This window comes from Micromonospora sp. NPDC047557, assembly GCF_043205095.1.
Taxonomy (GTDB): domain Bacteria; phylum Actinomycetota; class Actinomycetes; order Mycobacteriales; family Micromonosporaceae; genus Micromonospora.
In genome coordinates this window covers 173,118-199,280 of record NZ_JBIDDK010000006.1, presented here as the reverse complement: position 1 = coordinate 199,280, position 26,163 = coordinate 173,118, and the positions used below count along the sequence as shown (strand labels likewise).

General features: G+C 73.5%; 27 protein-coding genes. 8 read left to right on the top strand and 19 right to left on the bottom strand.

What is annotated here, in order from left to right; genetic code table 11:
* Positions 1 to 4: 4 nt before the first annotated feature.
* Positions 5 to 1,333, bottom strand: a complete 1,329-nt coding sequence (locus ACGGAQ_RS17270; RefSeq protein WP_393050097.1) for a Gfo/Idh/MocA family protein — start codon at positions 1,331 to 1,333, stop codon at positions 5 to 7.
* A 238-nt stretch (positions 1,334 to 1,571) separates the two neighbouring features.
* On the opposite strand from ACGGAQ_RS17270, the gene ACGGAQ_RS17265 reads away from it, so the two are divergent.
* From ACGGAQ_RS17265 to ACGGAQ_RS17240, 6 genes are all read left to right on the top strand, one after another.
* Positions 1,572 to 2,702: a LacI family DNA-binding transcriptional regulator gene (locus ACGGAQ_RS17265; RefSeq protein ID WP_393050095.1), complete on the top strand. Its 1,131-nt coding sequence runs from the start codon at positions 1,572 to 1,574 to the stop codon at positions 2,700 to 2,702.
* A gap of 19 nt (positions 2,703 to 2,721) precedes the next feature.
* Complete coding sequence (locus ACGGAQ_RS17260) at positions 2,722 to 4,068, top strand: ABC transporter substrate-binding protein (RefSeq protein WP_393050093.1); 1,347 nt, start codon at positions 2,722 to 2,724, stop codon at positions 4,066 to 4,068.
* 31 nt (positions 4,069 to 4,099) lie between these two features.
* Complete coding sequence (locus ACGGAQ_RS17255) at positions 4,100 to 5,083, top strand: carbohydrate ABC transporter permease (protein WP_393050090.1); 984 nt, start codon at positions 4,100 to 4,102, stop codon at positions 5,081 to 5,083.
* A gap of 107 nt (positions 5,084 to 5,190) precedes the next feature.
* The gene (locus ACGGAQ_RS17250) at positions 5,191 to 5,952 is read left to right on the top strand and encodes a carbohydrate ABC transporter permease (protein WP_393050414.1); all 762 of its coding nucleotides are present in this window, start codon (positions 5,191 to 5,193) and stop codon (positions 5,950 to 5,952) included.
* Entirely contained in the window at positions 5,936 to 6,625 is a 690-nt protein-coding gene (locus tag ACGGAQ_RS17245; protein ID WP_393050087.1) for a hypothetical protein, read from the top strand. The genes ACGGAQ_RS17250 and ACGGAQ_RS17245 overlap by 17 nt, the downstream gene beginning before the upstream one ends.
* On the top strand, positions 6,622 to 7,587 hold the full coding sequence (locus tag ACGGAQ_RS17240) for a PmoA family protein (RefSeq protein ID WP_393050084.1): 966 nt from the start codon (positions 6,622 to 6,624) through the stop codon (positions 7,585 to 7,587). The genes ACGGAQ_RS17245 and ACGGAQ_RS17240 overlap by 4 nt, the downstream gene beginning before the upstream one ends.
* Before the next feature lie 20 nt (positions 7,588 to 7,607).
* On the opposite strand, the gene ACGGAQ_RS17235 is transcribed toward ACGGAQ_RS17240, so the two are convergent.
* The 17 genes from ACGGAQ_RS17235 to ACGGAQ_RS17155 all read right to left on the bottom strand — a co-directional run bounded on the left by ACGGAQ_RS17235 (position 7,608) and on the right by ACGGAQ_RS17155 (position 23,338).
* Positions 7,608 to 8,360, bottom strand: coding sequence for a hypothetical protein (locus ACGGAQ_RS17235; RefSeq protein ID WP_393050082.1), 753 nt, complete (start codon positions 8,358 to 8,360; stop codon positions 7,608 to 7,610).
* An 81-nt stretch (positions 8,361 to 8,441) separates the two neighbouring features.
* The gene (locus tag ACGGAQ_RS17230) at positions 8,442 to 8,900 is read right to left on the bottom strand and encodes a hypothetical protein (protein ID WP_393050079.1); all 459 of its coding nucleotides are present in this window, start codon (positions 8,898 to 8,900) and stop codon (positions 8,442 to 8,444) included.
* Entirely contained in the window at positions 8,897 to 9,829 is a 933-nt protein-coding gene (locus ACGGAQ_RS17225; RefSeq protein WP_393050076.1) for a hypothetical protein, read from the bottom strand. The genes ACGGAQ_RS17230 and ACGGAQ_RS17225 overlap by 4 nt, the downstream gene beginning before the upstream one ends.
* Positions 9,826 to 10,383: a phage tail protein gene (locus tag ACGGAQ_RS17220; protein WP_393050074.1), complete on the bottom strand. Its 558-nt coding sequence runs from the start codon at positions 10,381 to 10,383 to the stop codon at positions 9,826 to 9,828. Before ACGGAQ_RS17220 ends, ACGGAQ_RS17225 begins: the two co-directional genes overlap by 4 nt.
* Positions 10,364 to 13,000 carry a putative baseplate assembly protein gene (locus ACGGAQ_RS17215; protein ID WP_393050072.1) on the bottom strand — a complete coding sequence of 879 codons (2,637 nt, stop codon included), beginning with the start codon at positions 12,998 to 13,000 and terminating at the stop codon, positions 10,364 to 10,366. The genes ACGGAQ_RS17220 and ACGGAQ_RS17215 overlap by 20 nt, the downstream gene beginning before the upstream one ends.
* Positions 12,997 to 13,428: a GPW/gp25 family protein gene (locus ACGGAQ_RS17210; protein WP_354862851.1), complete on the bottom strand. Its 432-nt coding sequence runs from the start codon at positions 13,426 to 13,428 to the stop codon at positions 12,997 to 12,999. Before ACGGAQ_RS17210 ends, ACGGAQ_RS17215 begins: the two co-directional genes overlap by 4 nt.
* Positions 13,425 to 13,763 (bottom strand): hypothetical protein, encoded by a 339-nt coding sequence (locus ACGGAQ_RS17205; protein ID WP_393050069.1) that lies wholly within the window; start codon positions 13,761 to 13,763, stop codon positions 13,425 to 13,427. Before ACGGAQ_RS17205 ends, ACGGAQ_RS17210 begins: the two co-directional genes overlap by 4 nt.
* Entirely contained in the window at positions 13,763 to 15,367 is a 1,605-nt protein-coding gene (locus ACGGAQ_RS17200; protein WP_393050065.1) for a contractile injection system protein, VgrG/Pvc8 family, read from the bottom strand. Before ACGGAQ_RS17200 ends, ACGGAQ_RS17205 begins: the two co-directional genes overlap by 1 nt.
* Positions 15,364 to 16,266 carry a hypothetical protein gene (locus ACGGAQ_RS17195; protein ID WP_393050062.1) on the bottom strand — a complete coding sequence of 301 codons (903 nt, stop codon included), beginning with the start codon at positions 16,264 to 16,266 and terminating at the stop codon, positions 15,364 to 15,366. Before ACGGAQ_RS17195 ends, ACGGAQ_RS17200 begins: the two co-directional genes overlap by 4 nt.
* Complete coding sequence (locus tag ACGGAQ_RS17190) at positions 16,266 to 16,397, bottom strand: hypothetical protein (RefSeq protein ID WP_363939500.1); 132 nt, start codon at positions 16,395 to 16,397, stop codon at positions 16,266 to 16,268. The genes ACGGAQ_RS17195 and ACGGAQ_RS17190 overlap by 1 nt, the downstream gene beginning before the upstream one ends.
* Positions 16,398 to 17,622: 1,225 nt before the next feature.
* A complete protein-coding gene (locus ACGGAQ_RS17185; RefSeq protein WP_354862842.1) occupies positions 17,623 to 18,105 on the bottom strand; it encodes a phage tail protein in 483 nt (160 codons plus the stop codon).
* A 3-nt stretch (positions 18,106 to 18,108) separates the two neighbouring features.
* Positions 18,109 to 19,371: a phage tail sheath family protein gene (locus ACGGAQ_RS17180; protein ID WP_393050059.1), complete on the bottom strand. Its 1,263-nt coding sequence runs from the start codon at positions 19,369 to 19,371 to the stop codon at positions 18,109 to 18,111.
* Between the two features lie 23 nt (positions 19,372 to 19,394).
* Positions 19,395 to 20,093, bottom strand: coding sequence for a carboxypeptidase-like regulatory domain-containing protein (locus ACGGAQ_RS17175; protein WP_393050056.1), 699 nt, complete (start codon positions 20,091 to 20,093; stop codon positions 19,395 to 19,397).
* Positions 20,090 to 20,698 (bottom strand): glycine zipper family protein, encoded by a 609-nt coding sequence (locus ACGGAQ_RS17170; RefSeq protein WP_387179731.1) that lies wholly within the window; start codon positions 20,696 to 20,698, stop codon positions 20,090 to 20,092. Before ACGGAQ_RS17170 ends, ACGGAQ_RS17175 begins: the two co-directional genes overlap by 4 nt.
* A gap of 11 nt (positions 20,699 to 20,709) precedes the next feature.
* Entirely contained in the window at positions 20,710 to 21,045 is a 336-nt protein-coding gene (locus tag ACGGAQ_RS17165; protein WP_355065267.1) for a hypothetical protein, read from the bottom strand.
* A 143-nt stretch (positions 21,046 to 21,188) separates the two neighbouring features.
* Positions 21,189 to 21,980, bottom strand: a complete 792-nt coding sequence (locus tag ACGGAQ_RS17160) for an LppM family (lipo)protein (protein WP_393050053.1) — start codon at positions 21,978 to 21,980, stop codon at positions 21,189 to 21,191.
* 194 nt (positions 21,981 to 22,174) lie between these two features.
* Positions 22,175 to 23,338, bottom strand: coding sequence for an FAD-dependent oxidoreductase (locus ACGGAQ_RS17155; protein WP_393050050.1), 1,164 nt, complete (start codon positions 23,336 to 23,338; stop codon positions 22,175 to 22,177).
* Positions 23,339 to 23,404: 66 nt separating this feature from the next.
* Here ACGGAQ_RS17155 and ACGGAQ_RS17150 point away from each other — a divergent pair, with 66 nt between their 5' ends.
* Together ACGGAQ_RS17150 and ACGGAQ_RS17145 are read left to right on the top strand one after the other, a co-directional pair.
* Positions 23,405 to 24,034 carry a TetR/AcrR family transcriptional regulator gene (locus tag ACGGAQ_RS17150; protein ID WP_393050047.1) on the top strand — a complete coding sequence of 210 codons (630 nt, stop codon included), beginning with the start codon at positions 23,405 to 23,407 and terminating at the stop codon, positions 24,032 to 24,034.
* A 192-nt stretch (positions 24,035 to 24,226) separates the two neighbouring features.
* Positions 24,227 to 25,351 (top strand): aromatic acid exporter family protein, encoded by a 1,125-nt coding sequence (locus ACGGAQ_RS17145; protein WP_393050044.1) that lies wholly within the window; start codon positions 24,227 to 24,229, stop codon positions 25,349 to 25,351.
* Positions 25,352 to 25,355: 4 nt separating this feature from the next.
* Here the strand turns inward: ACGGAQ_RS17145 and ACGGAQ_RS17140 are convergent, their stop codons facing one another.
* Entirely contained in the window at positions 25,356 to 26,090 is a 735-nt protein-coding gene (locus ACGGAQ_RS17140; RefSeq protein ID WP_393050041.1) for an alpha/beta hydrolase, read from the bottom strand.
* Positions 26,091 to 26,163 lie beyond the last annotated feature (73 nt).

Here is a 26,163-nt window from a genome sequence, read left to right as displayed (position 1 = left end):
ATGGTCAGCGGGGGGTGAGCAGATCGGCGACCCGGACCGGTTGCCCGGTCTCGAAGGACCGGTTGGCGGCCAGGCCGGTGAGCAGGGCCAGCGCGCCGTCGTCGGCCGTCGCGGCGCGGCCCAGCGGATCGGGCTGGCCGCCGAGGAGCACCGCGGTCATCCGGGCGTCCGCGCCGCCGTGCCCGTGGCGGGTACGACCCTCGACGGGGATCTGCCGGGGCGGTTCCCAGAACGGGCGCAGGGTGAGCGTCGCGCCGCCCCCTTCGGCCGGCGCCTCGACGCCGTGCAGCGCCGCGCCCTTGACCGCGCCCGCGGTGCCCCGGTCGACGAAGTCGTTCTCGGTCACCTCCAGCTCCAGGCGACCCCGGCTGCCGTTGACCATCACCCGGTAGCCCTCCCAGGGGGCGTACGCCGTGAGGTGGTAGGTCATCGTGGCGCCGGTGGAGTAGCGGGCGAGCACGGCCATGTCGTCCTCGATGCTCACGCCCGGGGCGAACACGTTGCGGTCGCGCTGGTAGCCGTCCTCGGCCTCGGCGTCGAGGTACAGCTCGCGCAGCCGGGGGTGGGCATCGAGGCGCAGCGCGAACGGGTCGTCGACGGCGGCGGGGGAGCCGTACGCCCGCTCGTAGTCGCGGGCGTAGCCGTGCCGGCGACCGTCCTCGCCGTAGAAGAACAGGCGGCCGGCGGCATACACCTCGACCGGGGTGGCCCCCAGCCACCAGTTGACCAGGTCGAAGTGGTGGCTGGCCTTGTGCACCATCAGCCCGCCGGAGGTGGCCTTGTCGCGGTGCCAGCGCCGGAAGTAGTCGGCGCCGTGCCGAACGTCGAGCAGCCACTCGAAGTGCACCGAGCCGATCTCACCGACCGCGCCGTCGGCGAGCAGGCGGCGGACCTGCTCGTGCAGCGGGTTGTAGCGGTAGTTGAAGGCGACAGTCACCCGGCCGCCGGTCTCGGTCACCGCGTCCAGGATGCGTCGGCAGCGTGGGGCGTCGACGGTCATCGGCTTCTCGGTGACGACGTCTCGGCCGGCGCGCAGCGCGGCCACCACGTACTCGCCGTGGGTGACGTCCACACTGGTCACCAGCACGATGTCGACCCGCTCTTTGTCCAGCATGGCCCGGAACTCACCGGCCGGGTACGTCGGCACCGGGCGGTGGCCCAGCTCGGCGAGCCAGCGGTTGTGCGCGTCCATCCGGGCCTGGTTCACGTCGGCGAAGGCGACCAGCTCGGTGGTGTCGGCGTGGTCGAGCACCAGGGCCCGGACGAACATCTCGGCCCGTGCGCCGGTGCCCACGACGGCGTACCGGACTCGCGCGTCGGATCTCCGTGACATGTGGTCGCCCCCAGGTGATCCCTGCAAAGGTTTGCAGTGAAGTAACCACGATCGATGCGACGGCGTCAACGCCGGCGGCGCAATCGGCGATAAATGTCAGTGTTTGCGGCGTTGTAGGTCACCACGGGGAGCGTCGACGCAACAGAATCGCAACCATTGACCGTTGACACTGGAGCAACCGTTTGCATTAATTGGCGGCACCCACGTGACCGTCGCCACATCGGACGAAGGGCCCGCCGTGCCAGTCACCATCCGGGACGTCGCCCGCGCCTCCGGGGTGCACATCTCCACCGTGTCCCGCACCTTCTCTGCCCCGCACCTGGTCAACCCGGAGACCCGGGTCCGGGTGCTCGCCTGCGCGGAGGACCTGGGCTACCGGCCGAACCGCGCCGCCCGGGCCCTGATCACCGGGCGGACGCACAACATCGGCCTGATCATCGCGGACATCGCGAACCCGTTCTTCCCGCCGCTGATCAAGGCGGCGGAGAGCCAGGCCCGCCATCGCGACTACCACGTCTTCGTGGCCGACACCAACGAGGACCCGACTGCCGAGGAGGAGCTGGTCCACGCGCTCGCCAAGCAGGTCGACGGGGTGCTGCTGTGCAGCCCGCGGATGAGCAACAGCCTGATCGAGCAGCTCAGCCGGGAGGTGCCGTTGGTGGTGGTGAACCGCCAGGTGGCCGGCCTGCCCTGCGTGCTGATGGACGTCGGGCAGGGCGCCCGGGCGGCGATCGAGCACCTGATCGGTCTCGGTCACCGCGGCATCGCGTTGCTCGGCGGCCCCCGCAGCTCGTGGACCAACCGGGAGATGCGCCGCGCCGCCGCCACGGCCGCCCGCAGCGGCGGCGCGGAGCTGACCGTGCTCGGCCCCAACGCGCCCACCGAGACCGGCGGCCTCGCCGTCGCCGACCAGGTGCGGCGCAGTGGCGTGACGGCCGTGCTCGCCTACAACGACCTGATGGCGATCGGCCTCATCGAGGGGCTGGACGCGCTCGGGGTCCGGGTGCCCCAGGAGGTGAGTGTCGTCGGGGTCGACGACATCGCCCTGAGTCGGCTCACCCGCCCCAAACTGACGACGGTGGCCACACCCACCGGGGCCGCTGGCCGGACGGCCGTCGACATGCTGCTGCAACAGGACATCGAGTCACCGCGCGGCGCGCGGAGCCCCGGTGCCGGCACGGCGCTCGGCGTTCGTCGTACCACCGCACAGGTAATGCTCCAGACCGACCTGGTCATCCGCGACTCGACCGGCCCGGGCCCACACGCCCGACCGGCACGTCCCCTGGCCGCGCCGCCTGGCCCGGACCCGCATTGCCCTGCGGGCCCGGGCGTCCCGACCGCGGCCACCGGTGACGCCGTCGCCTCCTAATGCCGAGGAGTGAGCGCACATGCACCCCGCAACGCCCCCCACCACTGACACGCCCGCCGGGCGCCATCACGGTACCCCGGTGCCCCGGCGGCGACTCCTGCGCGGCCTGCTCGCCGCGACCGTCGCCGCGCCGCTGATGTTCGGCGGCGCCGCCTGCGGAGACGACGACGGCGCCGCCGACCCGAACACGCCGGTCAAGCTCTCGATCTTCTGGTGGGGCGGCGACGCCCGCGCCAAGCTGACCGAGGACGCCCTGGCCCTCTACACGAAGAAGCATCCGAACGTGACCTTCGAGAAGACCTGGCAGGCCAACCAGGGCTACTTCGACAAGCTCGCCACGCTCACCGCCGGCGGCAACCCGCCGGACCTGTTCCAGATCGACGACAACTACCTCGCCGAGTACGCGGCCCGCAGCACCACCCTCGACCTGAAGAGCTACCAGGACTCCGGCAAGCTCGACGTCACCAAGTTCCCCAAGAGCCTGCTGGAGTACGGCGTGGTCGGCGGCAAGCTCGCCGGGGTGGCCGCCGGGGAGAACACCCAGGGCCTGGTCTACAACAAGACGCTGCTGACCAAGCACAACCTGCCCGAGCCCACCACCGGGATGACCTGGGAGCAGCACATCGCCTGGGCCGCGCAGGTGTCGGAGAAGACCGGTGTACCCGGCACCCAGGACCCGAGCGCCGACTACAAGGCGTACTGGATCTGGCTGCGCCAGCAGGGCAAGGACCTCTACAAGGGCAACGAGCTGGGCTTCGCGGCCGAGGACGTGACCGCGTGGTTCGACCTGTGGAAGGGCGCGCGGGACCGCAAGGCGACCCCGACCGCCGACGTCATCCACGAGGGCAACTCCAGCGACGTCACCAAGCAGCTGGTGGTCACCGGCAAGGCCGGCACCAGTTGGGTCTGGGCCAACCAGATGCCCGACCTGAAAAAGAACACCAAGGACGAGCTGGGCGTCGTCGCCTATCCCGGTGACCCCAGCGCGCAGTGGGCCCGGGCCTCCATGTACTGGTCGGTCTTCAAGGGCAGCAAGAACAAGGACGTCGCGGTCGACGTGATCAACTTCCTGAACAACGACCAGGAGGCGGTCAAGCTGCTCGGGACCGACCGCGGCCTGCCGTCCAACCTGGACCTGCGCCGGGTGGTCAGCGACGACACCACCGACCCGGCGATGAAGCAGTCCATCGCGGTCGAGACCGAGCTGGCGCAGAAGTTCGGCCAGTCCCCGCAGGTGCCGATCAAGGGACACAGCAAGGTCAAGTCCGAGCTGACCAAGGCCGCCGAGAACGTGCAGTACGGCCGGGCCACGTCCGCGCAGGCCGCCGCCCAGTTCGTCGAGGCGTGCAAGTCCGCCATCGCCTGACCGCCGCACGAGGCGAGGAGAGGAGCTGTTCGTGGCCTTGACCACGGCGCCCGACCCGACCCGACGCGGCCCCGGATCCGGCCGGGCCCACGCCTTTAGGCGTGGGCCCGGCAGCATCCGGCACAGCGAAGGTCTGGCGGGGTACGTCTTCCTGTCGCCGTGGCTCATCGGTCTGATGGGTGTCACGGCGGTCCCCATGCTGCTGTCGCTCTACCTGAGCTTCACCAACTACGACATCCTCACCCCGTTCTCCGAGGTGCGGTGGGTGGGGTTGGCCAACTACGAGCGGATGTTCACCGCCGACCCGTCGTACTGGCACGCGGTGCGGGTCACCCTGACGTTCGCGTTGGTCGCGGTGCCGCTGAAGCTGGCCACCGCGCTCGGCGTGGCGTTGCTGCTCAACCGTGCCTGGCGCGGTGTCGGGCTGTTCCGCGGGCTGTTCTACCTGCCGTCGCTGCTCGGCGGCAGCGTCGCGCTGGCCATCGTCTGGGTCAACATGTTCAACCGCGACGGGGCGTTCAACTCGCTGCTGAGCCTCGTCGGCATCACCGGCAGACCGTGGGTCAACGACCCCGACTGGGCCCTGGAGACGCTGATGGTGCTCGCCATCTGGCAGTTCGGGGCGCCGATGGTGATCTTCCTGGCCGGGCTCAAGCAGGTGCCCACCGAGCTGTACGAGGCCGCCTCGGTCGACGGCGCCGGCAGGTTCCGCCAGTTCCGCAACGTCACGCTGCCGATGCTCTCCCCGGTCATCTTCTTCAACCTGGTGCTGGAGACGATCAACGGCTTCCAGGGCTTCACGGCCGCGTTCGTGCTCAGCAACGGCACCGGCGGCCCGGTCGACTCCACCCTCATGTACACGCTGAACCTCTACATCACCGGCTTCACCGACCTCAACATGGGCTACGCCTCGGCGATGGCCTGGGTGTTCCTGCTCGCCATCGCGGTCATCACCGCGATCTTCTTCAGCACCGGACGGTTCTGGGTGCACTACTCCGACGGGGAGGACCGGTGACTGTGGACCCGGCGGCGATCGCCCCGCGACGCCCGAACGGCCGGCCTCTGCTGCGGCTGCTGATCCTGGTGGTGATCGTCGTCGTGGTGCTCTACCCGCTGATCTGGATGGTGGGCACGTCGGTGAAATCCCAGGAGGAGATCGTCAACAACGTCGGGCTGCTGCCCGAGCGCTTCACCCCGGGCAACTACACCGCCGGGTGGTCCAACTTCGACGTCAGCTTCGGTCGGTTCTTCCTCAACAGCGCGATGGTCAGCCTGCTCACCGTCGTCGGCAACGGGCTCTCCTGCCTGCTGGCCGCGTACGCCTTCGCCCGGCTGCGGTTCCGGCTGCGCGGCATGTGGTTCGCCGTCATGATCGGCACGCTGCTGCTGCCCCAGCACGTGCTGATCGTGCCGCAGTACATCCTGTTCCGGACGCTCGGGCTGGTGGGCGGCGACTGGCCGTACCTGCCACTGCTCATCCCGCAGTTCCTGGCCACCGAGGCGTTCTTCGTCTTCCTCATGGTGCAGTTCATGCGCGGCGTCCCGCGCGAGTTGGACGAGGCGGCCCGGATCGACGGCGCCGGCCCGTACGGCATCTTCCGGCACATCATCCTGCCGCTGAGCCGTCCCGCGCTGGTCACCACGGCGATCTTCTCGTTCATCTGGACCTGGAACGACTTCTTCCGCCAGTTGGTCTTCCTGTCCCAGCTCCAGGACTACACCGTGCCGGTCGCGCTGACCCTGTTCATCGACTCGACCAGCCAGAGCGCGGTCGGGCCGATGTTCGCCATGTCGGTGCTGTCGCTGCTGCCGGTCTTCCTGTTCTTCGTCGCCTTCCAGCGGATGCTCGTCGAGGGGATCAACACCAGTGGCATCAAGGGCTGAGCCGGTCGACACCGGCGGGCGACGGGACTGGCGGGACGTCGCCCGGGACGCCGCCGACCTCGCGCTGCTCGGCATCCTGCTGACCCTCGCCGCGGCGCCGGTGCTCACCGCCGCCGCGGCCGTCGGCGTGGCCAGCGCGGCCGTGCACGACTGGACGCGTACCGGCAGTTGGCCGTCGGCGCGGGCCACCCTGCGCCGGTTCGGCCGCGCGGTGCTGCCCGGCGTGCCGGTCAGTCTGCTCGCGCTCGCCGTGGCCGGGCTGCTCGCCGCCGACCTGGCGGCGCTGGCCGCCGGCCGGGTGCCGGGCGGCCCGCCGGCGCTGGCGGTGACCGCGCTGGTCGCGGCCGGTCTGGCCGGGTACGCCGGGCTGGTCGTCGTCGAGGTGGGCGGCAACGGGGGCGGGCGGTGGCGGGTCGCGGCCCGCTGGGCCGCCTGCGCCTGCCTCGACGCGCCGACCCGTTGGGCCGCCCTCACCGGGGTGACCGCGCTGGCCGGGCTGCTCGCCGTCCTGGTCACCCCGGTCGCGGTGCCGATCCTCGCCGGCTACACCGTGGCCGCCCTGCACGCCGTCGCCAGCCGCCGCCCGGCTCTCGCCGGTGTCGCCAGCCGCCGGCCGGTCTCCGCCGGTGTCGCTGGCGGCCGGCCGGTCTACGCCCAGCCGGAGGTGCCGTGAGCGCCGAGCCGGCGGCCGCCGGCGGTGACGCGGCGGCCCGTACCGGGCCCGAGCAGGTCGAGACGGCCGCCGAGGAGCCGGCGCGGCTGCTGGTCGGCGGGACGGAGGTGGCCCGGTACGTGGTGGACCCGGCACTGGACGCGCGGCACGGGCCCCGGCCGTACCTGCACCCGGTACGCACCCTGGGCGGCACGCTGGTCACCGACGCGCTCCCCGCCGACCACGTGTGGCACCTCGGCGCCTCCCTCGCCGTGCAGGACGTCAACGGCAGCAACCTGTGGGGCGGGCGCACCTACGTGCGCGACGTCGGCTACACGTGGCGCGACGACCACGGGCGGATCGCGCACACCGGCTGGTCGCAGCGGTTGCCGGACCGGCTGGCCCACCGGCTGGAGTGGCGCGACCCGACAGGGGCGGTGCTGCTCACCGAGCGCCGCCACCTGGCGGCCGTCGGCGTGACCGGACAGGGGCCGGCGGGGGAGCTGCCGGCCTGGCGGCTGGAGCTGGACTACGCGCTCAACGCCCCCGCCGGGCAGGACGTGCGGCTGGGCAGCCCGGCCACCAACGGTCGCCCCGGCGGGGCCGGCTACGGCGGGTTCTTCTGGCGGGCGGTCTCGGCCGAGCCGGCCAGAGTGTTCAGCGCCAGCGCGACGGGGGAGGAGGCCGTCAACGGTTCCGCCGAGCCGTGGGTCGCCCTCGTCGGCGCCGGGCCGGACGGTGGGGCGTACACCCTGGTCTTCGATGGTCTTGGCGACGGCGACCGATGGTTCGTGCGGACCGCCATGTACCCGGGGGTGGGGGTGGCCTTCGCGTTCGCGCGTCCGGTGACCATCGCGGCCGGCGCGACGCGGCGGGGTCGGCACCGGGTGGTCGTCGCCGACGGCGCCCTGGACGTCGCCGCCGCCGGGGCACTGCTCGGCTCTCCCGGCGATCATCGCCTCGGCCGGGAGGCAATCGACTGATTGTGGTGCGACCTCGGAGGTCAGCGGGTGGGCAGGGCGGCGGTCACCCGCACGGACTTGACGATGGCGGGGATGGAGCCGATCAGCAGGACCAGACCCCAGATGATGGCCACGATGGCGAAGACCAGCGCGCCCACGTCGTCGAGGATGCTCACCACGATGACCGGGACGAGCCGGTGCAGGAACTCCAGCACGACGGTGCAGAGCAAGGTGGTGAGCGCCAGCAGCACGAGGCCCTTGTTCTGCGCGAACCGCGGCTGGGCGAGCAGCAGCAGCGCCGCCCAGACCAGCTTCAGCAGCAGCGCCAGCCCCAGCAGCAGGCTCGCCTCGCCCACCGGGAAGAAACCCCACAACGCCAGGTACGCCAGGGTGCCGAACGGCACGGCCAGGAACAGCGACACCATGATGGTCAGCTCCACGAAGGCGATGATCAGCAGCACGAGCGAGCCCAGGATGAGCAGGATCGAGAAGATCAGCGTCGCCACACCCTGGATCCGGCCCTGCACCCGCTCGGGCACGACCAGGCTCAGGCAGAACAGGCCGGTGGTCCACAGCGCCACCACGTCGATCAGCGCCAGGTAGCTCGTACCCCGCCCGGAGGGCTCGCTGATTCCGCCGGCGTCCACCTCCACGCCGAGGTCCGCCGCGCCGGCCAGCATCGCGCCAGTGGCGTCCCCACCCCCGGTGAGCAGCGACGATCCGATCTCGACGAGGACCACAAGCGTGACCGCGACCAGCGCGAGCAGCAGGAAGGGCTTGCGCAGCTCACCCATGTCGGGCCTCCTCGCGGTCGTGCCGGCCGACGGGCGTGCGGCCGGAGCCGGCGGCCGGCACGGGCCCGGCCGGTGGACGGGTCAGTCGGCGGCGACGGTGACCGTGCATCCGACACCTCCCGGACAGCTCAGCAGCACCGTGACCGCACGATCGACGGCGATCCGGGCGACCGCCTCGCCGCCGTCGTCCGGCTCGACCTCGGAGCGCACGGTGAGGTCGGCGTCGCGGGGCGCCGGAGCGCGCACCACGAACGGGCGACCACTGCGCAGCACCAGAGTCCGCAGCTCGCCCGGGTCGGCGACCCGCACCGCGCAACCGCCGACGAAGCTGAGCACGTCGCCGGTGCGGTCGCAGTCGGCCTGCACGGTCGCCGGGTCGACGCTCGTACTCGCGCCGGCGAGCCGGCCGAGCCGCTCGACGACCCCCGGCGGATCGTCCGCGCGGCCCTGGTCGCCGCCGGAGACGCCGATGGCGAGGACGAAGAACGCCACCAGCAGCGCCGCCAGGGTCACCAGCACCACCTTCTGCCGACCGCTCATCGCTGCGCGACCGCCCCGGTCACCTCGGTGAACCGGATCTGGTCCACGCCGGCGAAGTACCTGTCGAAGCCCTGCGTCTTGCCCACCGCGACAAGGGTGAGCGTGTGCCGACCCGGCCCGAGCCGGACGGTGCCCACGTCGGTGAAGTCCTGCAGGACGACGTTCGGCGTGAAGCCGAAGAAGGTGCCGCCGAGCTGCACCCCGTCGACCTGCCAGATGGTGTTGGCGTAGTCGAAGGACGTGGTGCGCCTGGTGGAGAACCGCCAGAGCGCGTCGGCGGGCAGTTCGACCGTGACGCTCACCCGGTCGCCGGGTGCCAGGCCGGTGAAGAACAGCTGTTTGTCGCCCGACCAGGTCACGTCGCAGCAGTTTTCCTGCGCCCCGACCGCCGCGGCGGTCTTCGCCGGCGATTCGATCCGAGCGCCGGCGACCAGGCTCTCCGCCTCCACCGTCACGACTCGTGGCGCGCCCGGTGTGGGTGTGCCGTCGGGGCGGGTCAGCAGGTAGCCGACCACGCCGCCGACCACGAGCACCAGCGCCGCCGCGGCGGCGATCCACGGCCACGGCGTCCGCTTCGGCGCGGCGACCGCGCGGACCTCGTACGTCACCCGGCCGCTGGAGCGCGAGCTCTCCTCCGGGGCGGTGTTCGCCGAGTACGCGAACCCGGTCATGTCGTAGCGGCGCGGCGCGGTGCCCGCCGGTACGGCGAGGCGGACCAGGAAGGACACCGAGCCCTGCCCGGGGACCACCCGCTGCGGCTCGGTGACCGTGAACCAGGCCCGCTGGCTGCCCTCGCCGGGTGCCACGTCGAAGACCACGGTGTCCGGCGCCAGGCCCGGATTGGAGACGGTGAAGGTCAGCTCGCCGTGGTTGGCGGCATCCAGGGTGAACTGCGACGCGGCAGCGACGACGGTCCATTCGGTGGTCATGACGGCTCCTCTGCGGACGGTGCCGCGCTCGGCGGGGTGGGTGGCGGCGAAGCGGCGACGACGATCTCGGCGGTGGTCGACGCGGGCTTCTCCGCCTCGACGATTCGGGTGATCACGGCGAGCTGACCGGCGGCGGCCGCCGGCACCCGCACCACGATGTGGAAGGGCCGCTCGTCGGGTTCGTCGATGACGAACCCGGACAGCCCGGTGGCCAGCTCCAGGGCTCGGCGCATCCCGTACGGGGTGCCGCGCCACCGGGCCAGCAGCGCGCCGTTGGCCACCAGGTCACGGAGCCGGCCCACCGGCAGCGGCAGCGGGGCGTCCGGCCGGGGCGAGGCCACCACGTGGTCCATCGCCACCCAGCGGGTCAACCGAACGACCAGGTGGTCGGGCGCCCGGTACGGGTCGAACAGGGCGTCCACCTCGGCGAGGATCGCCTCGTCCGGAGCGTGCAGCCCCTCCATGACGTCCAGCAGCGCCCAGAGCACGCTGCCCGGCACGCACGCCCGCTGGTAGGCGGCGGGCAGCAGCCGCTCAATCGCCGAGCGTCGCATCCTGGCGCACCACCTCGATGTCGTGCTCGCCGGAGCAGAGCAGCCACGTGTCCGGGACGGTCACCACGTCGGCGGTGGCCTGGTTGGCGCTGGCGGTCCAGTTGACCGCATCGGCACTGCGGTACACGCCGCGCTCACCGCAGGCCAGGACCAGTCGGTCGCCCGCCGTGGGACCGTTCGCGCCGACGGTCGCCGGGCCGCTCACGGCGACGGCGTCCACCGGCACGAACCGGGTCCGGTCGCGCAGCGGCAGCCCGCAGTTGACCGACACCGACTGCCACTGCGGCTGGGCCGCGAGGGTGTCCAGCCGCAGCACCCCGCCGCTCTGCGTGGCGGCGAGGGCCTGCGATCCGGCGAACGCCAGGTCGCGACAGGTCCCGCCGATCCAGCCGGCCTGCACGGTCTGCCACTGCACGTCGGACTCGAACAGCCGGGTGCGGTGGCAGCCCTGGCCGGGTTTCTTCGGGTCCGGCTCGCCCGCGCCGCTCCACAGCAGGGTGGCCGGGCCGTCGTACTGCACCGCGAGGACCCTGTTGTCCACGTTGGAGAGCCCGACGTGCGCGAAGCTGCCCGGCCGGCCACCGGCGGTCGACAGGTACACCCCGAAGCCCGCCTGCGCGGCGACCGCCACACCGGGCGCGCCCCGCTCGGAGACGAACGCGCGTACGGCGTAGAAGCCCCGGTCGGCGTCGGACGGGTCGACGAGGATCTGCAGCGGCACCGCGCCGGGCAGCAGCGACACCTCGTACAGCCCGGTGTCGGTCGCCACCAGCAGCGCGCCGGCGCCGTCGCGGTCCAGCCACGCCACGTCGGAGATGCGCGAGTCCAGGTCGGTCAGCAGCGACCACGTCTCACCCAGGTCCGTGCTCAGGTGCACCCGGGAGCCACCCGAGGCGCGCAGCGTCACCACCGCAACCGAGCCGGGACGCGCGACGATGCCCGGTCGCACCGGCGCCGGCGCGGGCGCCACCCGCAGCACCGTCTCGTCGTCGAACCGGCCGGCCGGCTCCCAGCCGGAGCCCGCGTTGCTGGAGCGGAACAGCACCGGGCCGCGTCCGGCGTACCAGGTGCGCGGCTGGTACTGGTCGACGGCGAGGGCGCGGACGTCGGCGTCGGGGGCCTCGTCGACCACGAACCGCACCGACTCGACGTAGCGCACGCCCGGCTCGGCGTGCTCCAACAACCGGTACACGTTGGACGCGCGCAGCGGCTCACCGAACGGCCAGCCGGTCGGGTTGAGCGCGGTGGGCAGCGGGCTGAGCGTCTGGTGCAGCCGGTCGTGGATGCGTCGCCGGACGGCGTCCACGTCCTCCTCCCGGCGCACCACCACCCGGGCCCGCACCGACACCGCCTTGAACCGGGCCCAGGTGGCCCGCGAGCGGATGCCGACCATCCGGCGCTGTTCCAGGTCCGCCTCGACGCGGTGGCGAGCCTCGGGCATTTCGTGCTCGCGCAGCACCGCCACCGGCAGTCGGCCACCCGGGCGGGCCGTCGGCGGCACGTACGGCACCAGCACCACCTCGACCTCACCGGGCCGGGCGAAGCTGTAGACGGCCGAGCGGGTGAACGCGCGGGCCCGCGCCACTGCGCCGGAGCTGGTGGCCAGCACCTCGAAGTCGCGGGCGGTGACGGCACGCTGCTGGGCGAAGAACTCGTACGGGCCGCGCAGCAGCACCGATTCCAGCGCCTCCATCTCCCGGCCGCCGGCCGCGGGCGCGGGGTTGTCGACCCGTACCCCGGGCAGTGGATCGCGCAGGCTGGTCAGCGTGCCGGCCGCCACGTTGCCGGTCGGACCGCCGCCGGCCCGGTACCAGAGCCGGACCTGTCGCCCGGCCGGCGGCACCGCCGCCACCGTCACCGGCCCGCGCGGCACGGCGGCCTCGCCCGGAGCGGCGGGCGGTCGCAGGTCGAGGGCGGGGGCGAAGGTGACGGTGCCCGAACAGCGGTCGACGAGGTACGCCTTGGCCTGCGGACCGAGCCCGGCGAAGCTGTCCACCGGCTGCCAGATCTCGAACGTGCGGCCGTCGTGCTCGCGGGCTGCCACCCCCAGCTCCACCGAGCCGGCCGGCACCTCCACCCCGAGCAGCAGGTCCAGCGGCTCGCCGGTGTGGGTGAGGGGGGCGTGCGCCGCCCGGAGCACCTGGCCCGGCTGCCCTGTGCCGACGCCCAGCAGCTCCGCCTCGACGGGCTCGCAGTGGTGCATCCGGACCGTCACCGACGCCTCCCCGGCCGCCAGCACGGCCGGTTCGGTGGTGACGAACAGGACCGGTCGGGGATCGGCGCCGCGCGCCGCCGCGACCCGCAGGCCGGCCGGGATCCGCACCGCGCCCCGGTCGGTGCCGGCGCGAGTGAACACGACGTCCGCCCAGGCCGCGGTGGGCGCGTGCCGCGCCACCCCGAGCAGGTTCAGAAACGAGACGTACGCCTTCTCCGGCAACTGGTTCAGCCGGTAGATCATCACTTCGGTGAGGTGCGCGAACGCCTCCACCAGTGCCATGCCCGGGTCGTGCGCCGACAGGTCGGTCCAGGCGGGGCAGGACTGTTGGATCCGCTCGCGGGCCTCGGTGACGAGGTCGAGGAACCCACGGTCGTCCAGGTGCGGCACGGGCAGCGTCATGACTGTCCTCCCGGTTCGTCGTCGGCGGGGAGCAGGTCCACGGAGAACACCAGCTGCCCGGGCGTCAGGCTGGCCCGCACCCGGTAGTCCAGCCGGATCACCAGCCGCCACGCGTCGTCCGGGTCCGGTCCGGCGTCGGTGTCGATGACCTCCACCCGGGGCTCCCAGCGGGCGATGGCCTGCCGGACGTAGTGGATGGCCAGCCCGGCCGTCGTGTCGTCGTTGGGCGCGAAGACCAGCCGGTGCAGCCGGGAGCCGTACCCGGGTCGCATCAGCCGTTCGCCCGGCGTCGTGGACAACAACAGAAACAGCGCCTGGCGTACGCTCTCGTCGCCCTCGGTCATGGCCAGGCCGCCCGCCGCGGTGAGCGCCAGCCCGCCGCCCCGACCGGCGTCGAAGCCCGCGCCGACGAAACGGAACGCCCTCATCGGTCCGCCCCCAGGAACTGCTGGCGCGGGTCGCGCACCGTGTGGTGGATCGCCTTGGGCGGCGTGCCGTTGGTGAACCCCTCCAGGTGCGACAGCACCACCCGCTGCCCGTCGATCCGCAGCCAGTCGCTGTAGCCGACGCGCAGGCCCTCGGTCGTCGTGCACGGCTTGACCGTGGGGCCGTAGTTCGGGCAGGCGATGATCTTTCGTCCCTCCGGGTCGTCGTCCACCAGCACCGGCACGGCGGTGACGGTCACCCAGAGCTGCGAGGGCCGGTTCTCGACCCGGCCGTCGTGGTCGCAGGTGATCACCGAGTCGCGGTGGATCCAGCGCATCAGCCGCCTCCTTCGTGATGGGCGCGGGCGAGCGAACGGGCCTGCTGCGCCGCAGTGGACGCGTCCTCCGCCGCCTCGGCGTGCAGGAAGTCCACGCTGCGGGCGCGGACCACCATGGCCCGGCCCGGCGCGGAGATCACCAAATCGCTCGCCGCGTGCAGGGTGGCCAGGTCGGGGGTGAGTTCCAGCCAACTGCCGCCCTCGGTGGCGAGCCGCAGGCTGCGCTGGACGTCGTCCACGACGATCGACTGCCCGCCGGCGGTCCGCAGGGACCAGCGGCGGGACCTCCCGTCGTCGACACCCGCGTCGTACGGCTCGACGGCGCCGAACAGCGAGCCCAGCACGATGCCCGAGGCGGGCTCGCCGCCGGGCAGCACCACCAGCACGGTGTCGTCCGGATCGGGGAGCGCCACCAGGCCCTTGCCGCGTCCCGCACCGGGGCAGAGCACACCGAGCCAGCCGGCGTCCAGGTCCCCGTACGCCGGCAGGGTCAGCCGCACCCGGCCCAACCCGTCGGGGTCGGCCACGTCGGTGACGGTGCCCAGGGTGACCACCGCCGCGCCCGCCGCGTTGGCCGCCGTCGTGGGCACAGCCGCCGGTGGCACGGTGGAGAACCGGGTCAGGTGCCCGTCGCCGTCCACTGTGTGCACCACCTCGGTCAGCACGTACGCCCCGGCCAGCGGGTCGGGCACACCGGCCAGGTCGATCCGCCGGCCCGGCCGCAGCGCCGGATCACCCTCGGCCAGCCCTTCGGCGGTGGCCAGCGCGGCGGCGCGCAGGTCCAGTCGCGCCTGGGCCAGGGCCGCCAACTCGTCGTCGCTGCGCCCCGGCTGGTCGACGGCGGTGCGTACCCCGTCCGCCCCGACGTCGGCCGGGTCCGGCCGGTCACCTGCCGGCCGGCCGCAGCGCGCCTCGTCGGCCTGCTGGCTGATCGGCTCGGCCCGCTGCGGATGCCACCCCAGTGCGGCGCTGGCGCCGCTGGCCTGGTCCGCGTTGGTGGACAGCCGCAGGGTGTGCACATTCGCGCCCAGGGCCAGCGCGACGGGCTCCCCGTAGCCGGCGAGGGTGATCAGCCGGACGTCGTCGCCGTCGGCGGCCAGGTGCAGCCCGGCCCGGCCGGTGACCTCCCGGAGCAGCTCCAGGTCGCTGTGCCGGTGCTGAAGCAGCCGTTCCAGTCGCGGCCCGTCGCTCTCCGCCGTCACGGTCAGCCCCACCTCGCCGCACAGCTCACGGGCCAGCTCCGCCGCCGTCACCGAGGTGAAGACCCGCAGGTCCTGCCGCTTGCGCAGGCGGTGCAGCGCGTCGTACGCCCGCAGGCGCAGCACGGCCGCGCCGTCGGCGGCGTACTCGACCTCCACGGCGGTGACCTCACCGGTGAACAGCGCGTCGGGATGATCGGCGAGCCGCACGTCGAGGGTCGTGCCCGGCCGCGCCGCCGGGTCGAGGGCGCCGTTCCCGGCGGCGGTGGCGAGCACCAGCTCGGCCTGGGTCGGCTGGTCGAGCCGGGCGGCCACCCGCAGCGAGCGGACCCGCTGGCGGGCCGTGGCGTTCAGTTCCACGCCGTCCAGCGAAACGGTCAGCGCGCGGGGCGCGACGCTGGTCATGGCGTACTCCCCGAGCCGGTGCCGAGCGGCGTGCTGTCCGGGTTGGTGCTGGCGGTCGTCGTGCCGGTCGGCGTGGCCCAGCTCGCGGTGGCGATCGAGGCGCCCACGAACGACGCGCCGGCGCCCACCGCGCCGGCCACCGCCCGCGCCATCGGGGCCAGCGTCGACTCCGGCCCGCCGCCGCCCGAGGCGCTGGTGGGGACCGCGAGGGTCGTGCCGGCGGGCACCGCGAGCGGGTCGGTGATCCGGTTGTGCTCGGCCAGCAACCGCCACCGCAGCGGCGACCCGAGCGCGTCGTTGGCCAGCAGGTCGAACCGCACCCCGGAGTGACCCGGTTCGGCGGCACCGTCACCGGCGGCGACCACGGCGCTGCCCGGAGCGGCGGCCGGGGTGCTCACCGCGGCCAGCTCCTCGGCGAATCCCGCCTGCGCCTGGTCGGCCGTCTCGGCGGCCCGGACCAGCTTCAGCCGCAGCCAGGAGCGCCGTGGCGAGCCCGTACCGGTGAACGCGTCGAACCGCTCGGCCACCGCGATGATCACGCCGGGCACGTTCCAGGTCTTGCCCCAGACCAGCCGGACCAGCGGTGGGCGCAGCCACCCGTGCTCGGCGGTGGAGTTCTCGGCCAGCATCCACAGCGGCCGGGTGAGCACCCGTACGTCGGTGGGGCGGACCTGGGCCTGGACGAAGTCGACGTCGAACAGCAGGTCGAGCACCAGCTCCGTACGGCCGCCGCCGGTGAAGACCAGCGGGTCGTCGGCCAGTCCGGACCCGGTGAGCTGCCCGCCGCCCGCGCCCCGATGACGTACGCCGGCGAGCCGGGTCACCTGCACGGTCTCCGGGTTGAGCAGGCAGTCCACCCGCTCCCCGGAGGAGTCGATGAGGAAGGCGACACGTTCCATCAGCCGCCCGCCTGTTCCCGATCCAGGCGGTCCACGTGACCGGCGTCGAGCGCCGCCCCGGGCACCGTCCACAGCGGAGCGTCGTCCGGCAGCTCCGGCCACGGGTCGACGGCCGTGGACGCCGGGAACACCGGGCCGAGCGACCATTGCCCGGCACCCGGTTCGCGTTGATCGCGGTCGGGCTCGGCCGGCCGCGTGGCCCGTACGCCGCCCTGCTGTGCTCGTTCGTCCGGTAGGGCTGGCCACAACCCGCTGCCAGCGCCGTCCCTCGCCATTCCGCCGACGGCGGTGGGGGCGGTGGTGGATCGTGGCTGGGAGGTGCCCCTGGAGGGGCCGAATTCCTCCACGATCGCGGGCGGTGAGCTGCGGCGGGTGGCCGGGGGCGGGGCGGCGGGCCGTCCTGCCCGGGTCGGGACGCGTGCGTCGGTGGTCGGGGTGTCACGTCGTGCCGGTCCCACCGGTGCGGGGGGCGTGGCCGCCGTGGCCGTCGGGGTCGTCGCGTCCGGCCACGATGACGGGCGCGAGGGCCAACGATTCGGTATCCGGCCGGACCAGCGCCGATTCGCCGGCGAGGACGCCGCCTCCCCGCCGTGCCCGCCCGAGGGGTGGGTGGCGTCGGAATCGCCACCAGGGCTGACGCTGCCGGTTCCCGAGCTGCCCGGTCGACCGCCCGGGCCAGAGGCGTCGGGCACCCAACCCGACCTCCCACCCCGGCCCGATGGCCGCCATCCGTCCGGTCTCCCGTCCGCCCCCACCGCACCCGTCCGGCCGAGGACGTCTGTCCCGCCCGTCCCGGCGACGTCGGCTCTCCCGGCGAGACCGGCTGTCCGGCCGAGGCCGTCTCTCCCGCCGAGGCCGGCCGTCCTGCTGCGGCCGTGGGCGTCGGGTGCACCAGGGCCGCGTACCGTGCTCGGGCCGTCCGTCGCGCCGAGGTCGTCCGCCGTACCGGTCGCCCGGACGCCGCGTGCGCGGTCATCGGGTGGGGCGGCCGGGCCGCGAACGCGGCGACCGGCCCGCTCGGCGAAGCGCCGGTTCTTCTCATCGGCAGAGCCGGTTCCTTCCTCGACCTCGTACGGGTGCGCCGGAGCGGTCGACGGCACACCACCTTCTCCCCGGTCGTCCCGCCGCTCGTCGCGGCCCGGCGTCTGCTCGGCGCCGGGCGGGGTCGCGTCGAGGTCCAGTTCGCGCAGCAGGCCGGGGGCGTGTGCGGCGACCAGGTTCAGCCAGTGCTGGGGCGGCTCCCCGAGACGACGTGGCACCTGCGCCGGAGGCGCCGGGGGTACGCCGGTGTTCTCGACGAGTCCGGCGAGGCGCTGCACCGCGCCGGCCGCCGAGCGGAGCCGGCCGGCCAGCCACCTACGCGGGCGTCGGCGCGGCGGCACCGCCGGTCTCCAACTCCAGGCCCTCGTAGCGCAGCGTCAGCGACGCGATGGCGATCTCGTGGCTGACCGTGTTGAGGTGCGCCCCGCGCCACCGGGTGGGCCAGGCGTCGATCAGGTTCCAGCGCAGCACCTCGGCGGTGCCCGCGGAGTCCAGCAGCACCACCGACACGTTGCGGCGGTTGAGGGTGCCCTGGGCGGTGGCGTTCACCCAGTCCCACAGCTCGCGGGACGCGGTGAGGCCGAAGTGCAGGGTCACCGGCTCGTACTCGGCCTGGCCGGGGACCATCCGCGTCGGTCCGGGGCCGTGCTCGCGGTACGGCTGCCCGGGGATGTTCACCTCCAGTCCGCTCATCTCGGTGAAGTGGCCGTTGGTGACGCCGTTGATGAGGAGCCGGAAGTTGTACGCCCGGTACGGGTCGACCGGGGCGCCCGGCTGCGGGGTGGCTGTGGTGGGCATGTGTCAGCCTCCGATCGTCTCGGTCTCGGTGCCGCCGGCCCACTGGCTCAACTTGAACACCACGAATTCGGCGGGCTTGACGACGGCGATGCCGATGTGGGCGATCACCATGCCGGCGTCGCGGACGTCCACCGGGTTGGTCTCCTCGTCGCACTTGACGAAGAACGCCTCCTCGGGGCTGCGCCCGAGCAGCGCGCCGTCGCGCCACACCCGGGTCAGGAACGCCCCGATGTCGCGCCGGATCGAGCGCCAGAGGGTGAAGTCGTTCGGCTCGAAGACCATCCAGCGGGTGCCGTTGGCGATGGCCTGCTCGATGGCGATGCTGAGCCGCCGTACGTTGAGGTAGCGCCACTCGCTGGCCTCGGCGGCGAGCGTACGGGCGCCCCAGACGCGGATGCCCTCGCCGGCGAAGTAGCGGATCACGTTGACGCCCTTGGGGTTGAGCACGTCGTGCTCCGGGCGGGTGACCAGGTAGCCCAGGTTGACCGCGCCGCGCACGGGTTCGTTGGCCGGCGCCTTGTGCACGCCCCGCAGGGCGTCGGTGCGGGCCCAGATGCCGGCGAGGTGCCCGCTCGGCGGGGTGAGTTCCAGCTCCCCGCTGATCGGGTCGCGTACCTCGATCCACGGGTAGTAGAACGCGCCGAACTCGGACTGCCGGGGCCGGTACGCCGGTCCCTCGCCGCCGCCGGACCCACCGGGTGCCGCGCTGCCGGCCGCGCCCTCGGCGGGCTTGGGCGCGGTCGCGCCGTCGGCGGGCTTGGGCGGCTTGCCGGACGACGGGGTGGCGACCCGGGTCAGCGCGGAGATGTCGTCGATGTCCGGGGCAGGGTCGCAGATCGCCACCATGGTGCGGGTGCGCTCGGCCATGCTGAGCAGCGCCTCGTGGGACACCACGTCGGAAAAGCCGGGAGCGGCGAGGATGGAGATTTCGTCGATGGCCTCCAGCAGTTGCAGGCCGCCGCGTCGCTGGCCGGTGCCGGTGATGGCGCCGCCCTCGCCGACGTTGACCACCCAGCAGCGGGCGCCTCCGTTGTCGAGGAAACCGAACACGGCCCGGGCCAGCGGGGTGCTCTCGACCTGGTCCCCGTCGGCGAAGAGCCGCAGGAACTCGGTCCAGTTGTTGACCGGTACCGCCTTGCCCAGGTGGGCGCCGCGGTTCGGGGCGACGCCGACGAACGCGGCGATGCTGGTGCTCGCCGGTCCGATCGGTCGGGCGCCGCTGGGGACCTCCTCGACGTAGATGCCGGGGGAGAAGTAGCTGGGCATCGGTCCTCCTGTGCGGGTGGGCGTCAGTGGGTCGGTGGCGCGCAGACGATGACGATGTCGTCCTCGTCTGCGTCGACGTCGGCGGTGAGCACGAGACCGCGCCCGCTGAGCCGCAGCCGTACCGGGCCGGGGTGTTCCGGGTCGTGCGGGACCCCGGCGATCAGGAACCGGCCGTCGGGGCCGGTGCGGGTCGCGGACGCCGTGCCGGGCAGTTCGACGCGCATGGCGGCGAGCGGCTGGTCCGCGGGGCCGACGACGCGACCGGCGAGGGTGCGCATCGACAGCTGGCGCAGCCGTAGCGGTTGCAGGACCGGCGGCGCGGCGGGGGTCGGGTGGTCCACCTGCGTCGGCACGTCGATCAGCAGCGCCGGTCGGGGCGCGGCGTCGAACGCGCTCCACAGCGCGGCGTCGCCGGCCTCCAGCACCAGCGGGTAGCTGCCGTCGCTTGTCGCGGCGGTGAGCACCCGGTCCAGGACGGCCAGCCCGGCCGGCCCGGCCACGCAGAGCAGGTAGCGGACCGTGAACCGGTACGGCTCGCGGACCGCGCCGCTGGAGCGCGTCTGCTGGGCCGGGCGCAGTTCGAGGGGCCACAGGGTCAGCCCGTCGGCGTCGACGCCGGCGTGGGGCGGGCCGATCGGGACGGGTTGCCCCGCCACGCCGGTCAGCCATTCGGCCAGCTCGGCGGTGGCCGTCTCGATCGGTCCGCGCCCGTCGGTGGTCATCGCGGCGGCGTCCCCTGGATGCGGTACGCGATGGCCTCGTTCCACACGTGCGGGTAGACGCCGATCTCGAAGTAGCGGGTGAACCGGTTGATCGGCGCGTTGGTGTGGTCGTGGTAGAGCAGCCAGACCGGCGCGATGGTGAACAGCACGTAGTTCGCCAGCACCAGCGGGATGTAGAGCGGGCCGAGCAGCCGCGCCTGGAAGATGTGCACGTCCTCGTGGCGCTGGATGCCCGAGCTGGAGCCGGCGCAGACGGTGCCGATGGTGGTGGCGTAGCGGGGTGAGACGCCCTCCACCACGCTGACCCGGCCGCTGCCGGCCGAGGTGGGCCGGTCCAGCGAGTGCCCGAAGATCAGGTGCACGGCCAGGTAGATGGCCCCGACGATCGTGTTGAGCAGGCTCCACGTGTGGTCGACGACGAAGAGGAAGATGCCGCGGGCGTCCGGCGCGTACACCCCGGCGGAGGTGACCGCCCAGCCGAACGCCGCACCGACCAGCAGGCCCACGACGGCGCCGATGAGCAGGCCGACCGGGCCGCCGGCCAGGAGGCCGAGGACGGCGCCGAGACCCACCTGGATCGCCGCGCTGAGAATTCCGAAGATCATGACGTCACTCCTCAGACCCACGAGCGGAAGACACGGGGCTCGCGACCGCTCGCGAGCTGGGTGGGCGTCGCCTGGCGGTTGCCGGGCGGGAACTGGTTGACGCCGAGCGCGGCGGAGAAGATCACCAGCGCATTGAAGAACGCGATGACCCACTTCTCGCCGCCGGCGTCGTCGGCGAAGGCCGCGGTCAGGTACGACAGCAGCAGCGCGATGGCGATGGCGATCCACTTGCGGAGCTTGTCGCCGCTCGGGCCGATGAGCCCGCCGATGACGTTGGTGGCCAGCAGGGTGGCGGCGCTCGCGCCGGCGATGGTCCCCAGGGCGGCCCAGGTGAAGAGATCGTTCACGGCGATCCCCCTTTTCTGCGATGGTGCGACCGGGATGTGGTGGTGGTGAGGGCCGGTGCTCCGCGGGGGAGCACCGGCGCCGGTCGCCGTCGTCGCGGGCGGCCGGGGCCGGACGTGGCCGGCGGGGCCGGCCACCGGATGGATCAACCGGGCCCGGGAGCGCCGGCGGGCGGGCCCGGCGAGGTCGGCCCCGGTGCGGTCGCGCCGGGTGCGGCCGGCGCCGTCGGGCGACGGCGGCGCAGCAGGAGTACGCCCACCGCGGCGAGCACCAGCAGCAGGAGTACGCCGCCGCCGACCAGCAGCCACGGGAAACCGCCGGAGTCGGAGTCGGCGGCTGCCGGTGACGCCGAGGGGCGGGGCGGCGCCTCGGCGATGGCCCGCAGCTCGATCGGCTTGTCCTGGTTGGAGTCGACCTTCCAGGTGACCGACCGGCCGTTGACGGTGCCATTGGTGTCGATCACCCGACCGGGAAACGTCACCGAGATCTCGAACGACATCAGCTTGAGGAAAGCCTGCTGTTGTTGAGGATTCTGCTGGGCAATTTTCCCGCCGTATTTCTTCGGATCCAGCGGTAACGTGAAACGGTAGAATTCGCCGTCTCGGACCAGTTTGACGCTTTCGCTGTCGAAGCTCGCGAGCGGTGCCCTGCGGTAACTGATCTGGGTGCCGAAGAGTTTGCTGTCCTCGTAGCTGGTCTCCTCGCCGGGCGGCAGCGCCGGAATATTCTGCCGCAGCTCGGCGAAGGCCGTCGGGATGTTCTTGTTCCGGGCGCTCAGCAGGGACTTCTGGGCGGTCAGCAGCAACTGCCCGTCGACCGTGTCATCAGCGTTGACGGTGAGCCCGATGTTGAGTTGCATGCAGCCGCTCAACGCGGCGAGAAGGAGGAGGCACACCGCGACGCGGAGTGCCCTGCCGCGGTTGACGCTCCTGTTCATGCGCTCAGTGTGTGTGATCGCTTTCACCATGAGCAGTCAGCGATCGGTCACAAGGCAGTCGCCGATTGTACCGGCGCACTGTCGTATTCGACCGAGGTGGGAAGCGGCGGAAAACAATAAACTGGAGTTTTGCGTCCCGGTGTGCCCGAACCCAGGCCGAGTCGATGATCGTGGTTGGCTGAGTCGCCGCTCGCTCAGCCCGCCGGTGGTCGCCAGTCGACCTGCCGGGTCATGCCGCGCAGGACGGCGCCGGCCGGGATCAGTCGCAGCGCGGCGCCGCGCACGGCGAGGGCGAGCGGGTTGCGCAGTTGTTGGCCGTACCGGCCGGCGCGCAGCGAGGCACGGGCGATGGCCTGGCTGCGGGGGCGACGCTGCTCGTCGTACGACGCCAGGGCGGCCGGCAACCCCTGCGCGCCGCCGGAGCAGGCCGCGCCGAGCACGACCGCGTCCTCGATCGCCTGCCCGGCGCCCTGCCCGAGGTTGGGCGTCATCGCGTGGGCCGCGTCGCCGAGCAACGCCACCCGTCCCCGCACGTACGAGTGCAGCGCCGTGGCCAGGTGGTGGATGTCGTTGCGCAGCACCACCCCGGGTGGGGTCGCCGCCAGCAGCGCGGGAATGGGCTCGTGCCAGGCGCCGAAGTGGTCCCGTACGGCCGCCAGCTCGTCCGGGGCGTGGCCACCGGGCGGAGCGGTGAGTGCCGCGAACCAGTAGACCTGGCCCTCCCCGAGCGGCACCATGCCGAACTCGGCGGCCGGGCCCCAGGTGATCGCCGTCGGGATCGGGTCGGGGAACGCGACGGCGGCCCGCCAGGCCGTCGAGCCCGCGTACACCGGGGCCGGGATCTCCGGCCAGAGCTGGGTGCGCAGTCGGCTGTGCAGGCCGTCGGCGCCGACGACCAGGTCGGCGTCGAGGGTTCGGGGGCCGTCGGGCCCGCGGTAGCGCACCGTGGCACGGTCGGGTTCGGACTCGACGTGCTCGACCTCGGCCCCGGTGTGCAGCGACGACGCGGGCAGCGCCTCGCGCAGGATGCGGTGCAGGGTGGCCCGGTGGATGCCGAGCGCGCTGGTGCCGAGCTGCCGGATCATCTCCGCGCCGTCCATCCGGGACAGCCACCGGCCCCGCCGGTCGCGGATCCCGCCGGGGGCCTCGGCATGCGCGCTGGACCGCAGCGCCGGGCTCAGGCCGAGGGAGTCCAGGGCGCGCAGCGAGTTGGCCATCAGGGTCAGTCCGGCGCCCACCTCGCGTAGTTCGGGGGCGCGCTCCAGCACGGTCACCCGCCATCCATGCCGGTGCAGGGCGAGGGCCGCGCTCAGCCCGCCGATGCCGCCGCCGACCACGACCGCGTGTGGCTCGCCCATGTCGCCCACCCTTCTACATCTGTAGAAGAGCGATACTACCTGCGGACCTCGACCCGAAGGAGACCCGTGACGGCCCGCGCCAACCGGATCGCGCTGCTGACCGACGCCGCCATCGAGCTGATCGCCGACGGTGGCATGCGGGCGCTGACCCACCGGGCCGTCGACGGTCGCGCCGGGCTGCCGGCCGGCACCACCTCCGCGTACCTGCGCACCCGGCAGGCGCTGATCGAAGCGGTGGTGGAACGCCTCGCCGAGCGGGAACGGACCGACCTGGCCGCGTACGACCTGCCGACCGGCCCGCCCTCCCCGACGCCGGGTCCCCGGCTCGACGGCGACGACCTCGACCGGCTCGCTGCCGGGGTGGCCGAGGTTCTCGACCGCTGGCTGAGCACCGGACGCAGCCGGACGCTGGCCCGCTACGCCTGTCTGCTGGAGGCGGTCCACCGCCCCGAACTGCGCGGCATCCTGCAACACGGCACCGGCCTGCGGGCACAGGCACGGGACCTGCTGACCCGGGCCGGGGCCACCGACCCCGAGCGGCAGGGCGACCAGTTCGTCGCCTTCGTCGACGGGCTGCTCTTCCACCGTCTGGTCGGCGCCGGCGCGCTCACCGCCCCGCACCCCGGCGGCCCGGCCAGCCGCGCCGATCTCGCGGGCGCCGTCCGCACGCTGCTGCGCGCCCTGACCGGCAGCTGAGCCCCGGGCCGGGATCAGCCGGCCGGTGCGCCGATCCGCGGCCCGTACGGCGGGTCGACCACCGAGCGCGGCAGCCCGGTGAGCGGGTCGACCGCGCGATGGTGAACGATCGCGAGGGGCGCTCCGGGCCGCCGGACGGGCGCGGGTGATCATGGACCCCCGGCGTGCGGTCGAGGTGAGCGGAGGTAGGCGATGGCGTGGTTCGGGGGCCTACGGGTCGCCGCTCACCGGCTGCGGCAGGGCTGGCGGCCGGTGCTGGAGGCGACCGTCGCGGCGACCGTGGCCTGGCTGCTCGCCACCCGCCTGCTCGGGCATCCGGAGCCCTTCTTCGCGCCGGCCGCCGCGCTGATCGTGCTCGGTCAGGCCCGTGGGCAGCGGATCCGGCGGGCCGTCGAGGTCGTGCTCGGGGTGGCCGCCGGAGTGCTCGTCGCGGACCTGGTCGTGCAGGCGCTCGGCCCGGGCACCACGTGGACGGTCGGCACCGTCATCCTGCTCACCGTCCTGCTCGCGGTCGCCTTCGGCGCCACCGGCGTGACCCTGGTCCAGGCCGCGGTCTCCGCGCTCTACCTGGTGGTGGTCGCGCCACCGGACGGGTCGCTGGTGCCGTTCCGCTTCGTCGACGCGCTGGTCGGCGGCGCGGTCGCGCTCGCCGTCAGCCTCCTCGTCGACGCCCGGCACCCGCTCGCCCCCCTCGTCGCCGAGGTCCGGCGGACCTTCGACGAGCTGGCCGGCCTGGTGGGCGGGATCGCCGACGCCCTGGACGATCGCGACGAGTCGGCGGCGATGGCCGCGCTGACGCGGGCCCGGGGCATGGACGCCCGGGTCGACGGGCTGCGCGAGGGCGTGCTCGCCGCCGGTGAGGCGCTGCGGCTCAACGTGCGCCGGCGTCGGCACATCGGCCGGCTGCGGTCGGTGGACGAGTCGCTCCGGCAGACCGACTACGTCGTCCGCAACGTCCGGGTGCTGGCCCGCGCCGGGGTGACGCTCAGTCGACTGCGGACCTCCACGCCACCGGAGCTGGGCGAGGCGCTGCGTTGCCTGGTCGAGGCGGTCCGGGAGACCGGCGCGGCGCTCGCCGCCGACCTGGACGGGCGGGAGGAGGCCGCCGACCGGCACGCCGCCCGGGCGGACGAGGCGGCGCTGGCCGCCGTCCGCACGGCCGGGCAGCTCTTCGGGTCGACCCCGACCCTCCCACTCGCCATGATCATCGGACAGATCCGGGCGACGGCCATCGACCTGCTGCGGGGCGTGCACCCCGACGACGACGCCGCCGTCCTGGCCCGCGTGGACGAGGCCCTCGGCCTGCCCGCCGTGTGACCCGTCACCGCGTCCCTGCGCTCGGGTCTTGCCCGGTGCCGGCGGTGAGCCATCCGGTGGCGCTCTGCCGGATCGGGCCCGGGACGTCGTGGCCGTCGGGGAACTCCTCGTAGGTGACGTCGTAGCCGAGGTCGCGCAGGTGCGGCACGAAGCGGCGGCTGCACACGTCGATTGGCAGGACGCGGTCCTCCACCCCGTGCGAGACGAAGATACGGGGCCGGCCGCAGATGCGCGGCGGCGCGGCGAAGCCGGGGGAGAAGGCCAGCACCGCGTCCACCAGGTCGCCGTTGGCCAGGCCCAGCGAGAGGGCGTACGAGGCCCCGTCGGAGAAGCCGCCCAGCGTCACACCGCTGACGGGGTAGCCGTCGAACGCGCTGGCCACCAGGGCGTCGACGTGCTGCACGTCCACCCCGAAGCCGCCGGCGATCAGGTCCCAGCTGGCCCCCGAGGACTGCGGGGCGACCAGCAGCAGGTGATGCGCGTCCGCCACCGACAGCAGCAGGTCCAGGCCCTGCCGCGCGGAGCCGCCCGCCCCGTGCAGCAGCACCACCAGCCGGTACGCGGCGCCGTCGGCCGCCGGCTCCGGCACGTACGCCATCGCCGGCCGGCCGCCGTCGCCGCCGGGCAGCGGCACGAGGCCGGTGGGACCCGACACCACCGGCGGGTGCGGGCGGGTGGTCAACCGGCCGTGCCGGGGACCCTGCGCGGACGCCCCGGTCGGCGGCGCGGAGTCGGACACGAGCCACCACTCCTCGCGGTCGGCGAAAGGTGCGAGGCGGTTACCCGACCGGCCGCCGGTTAACCGGCGGCCC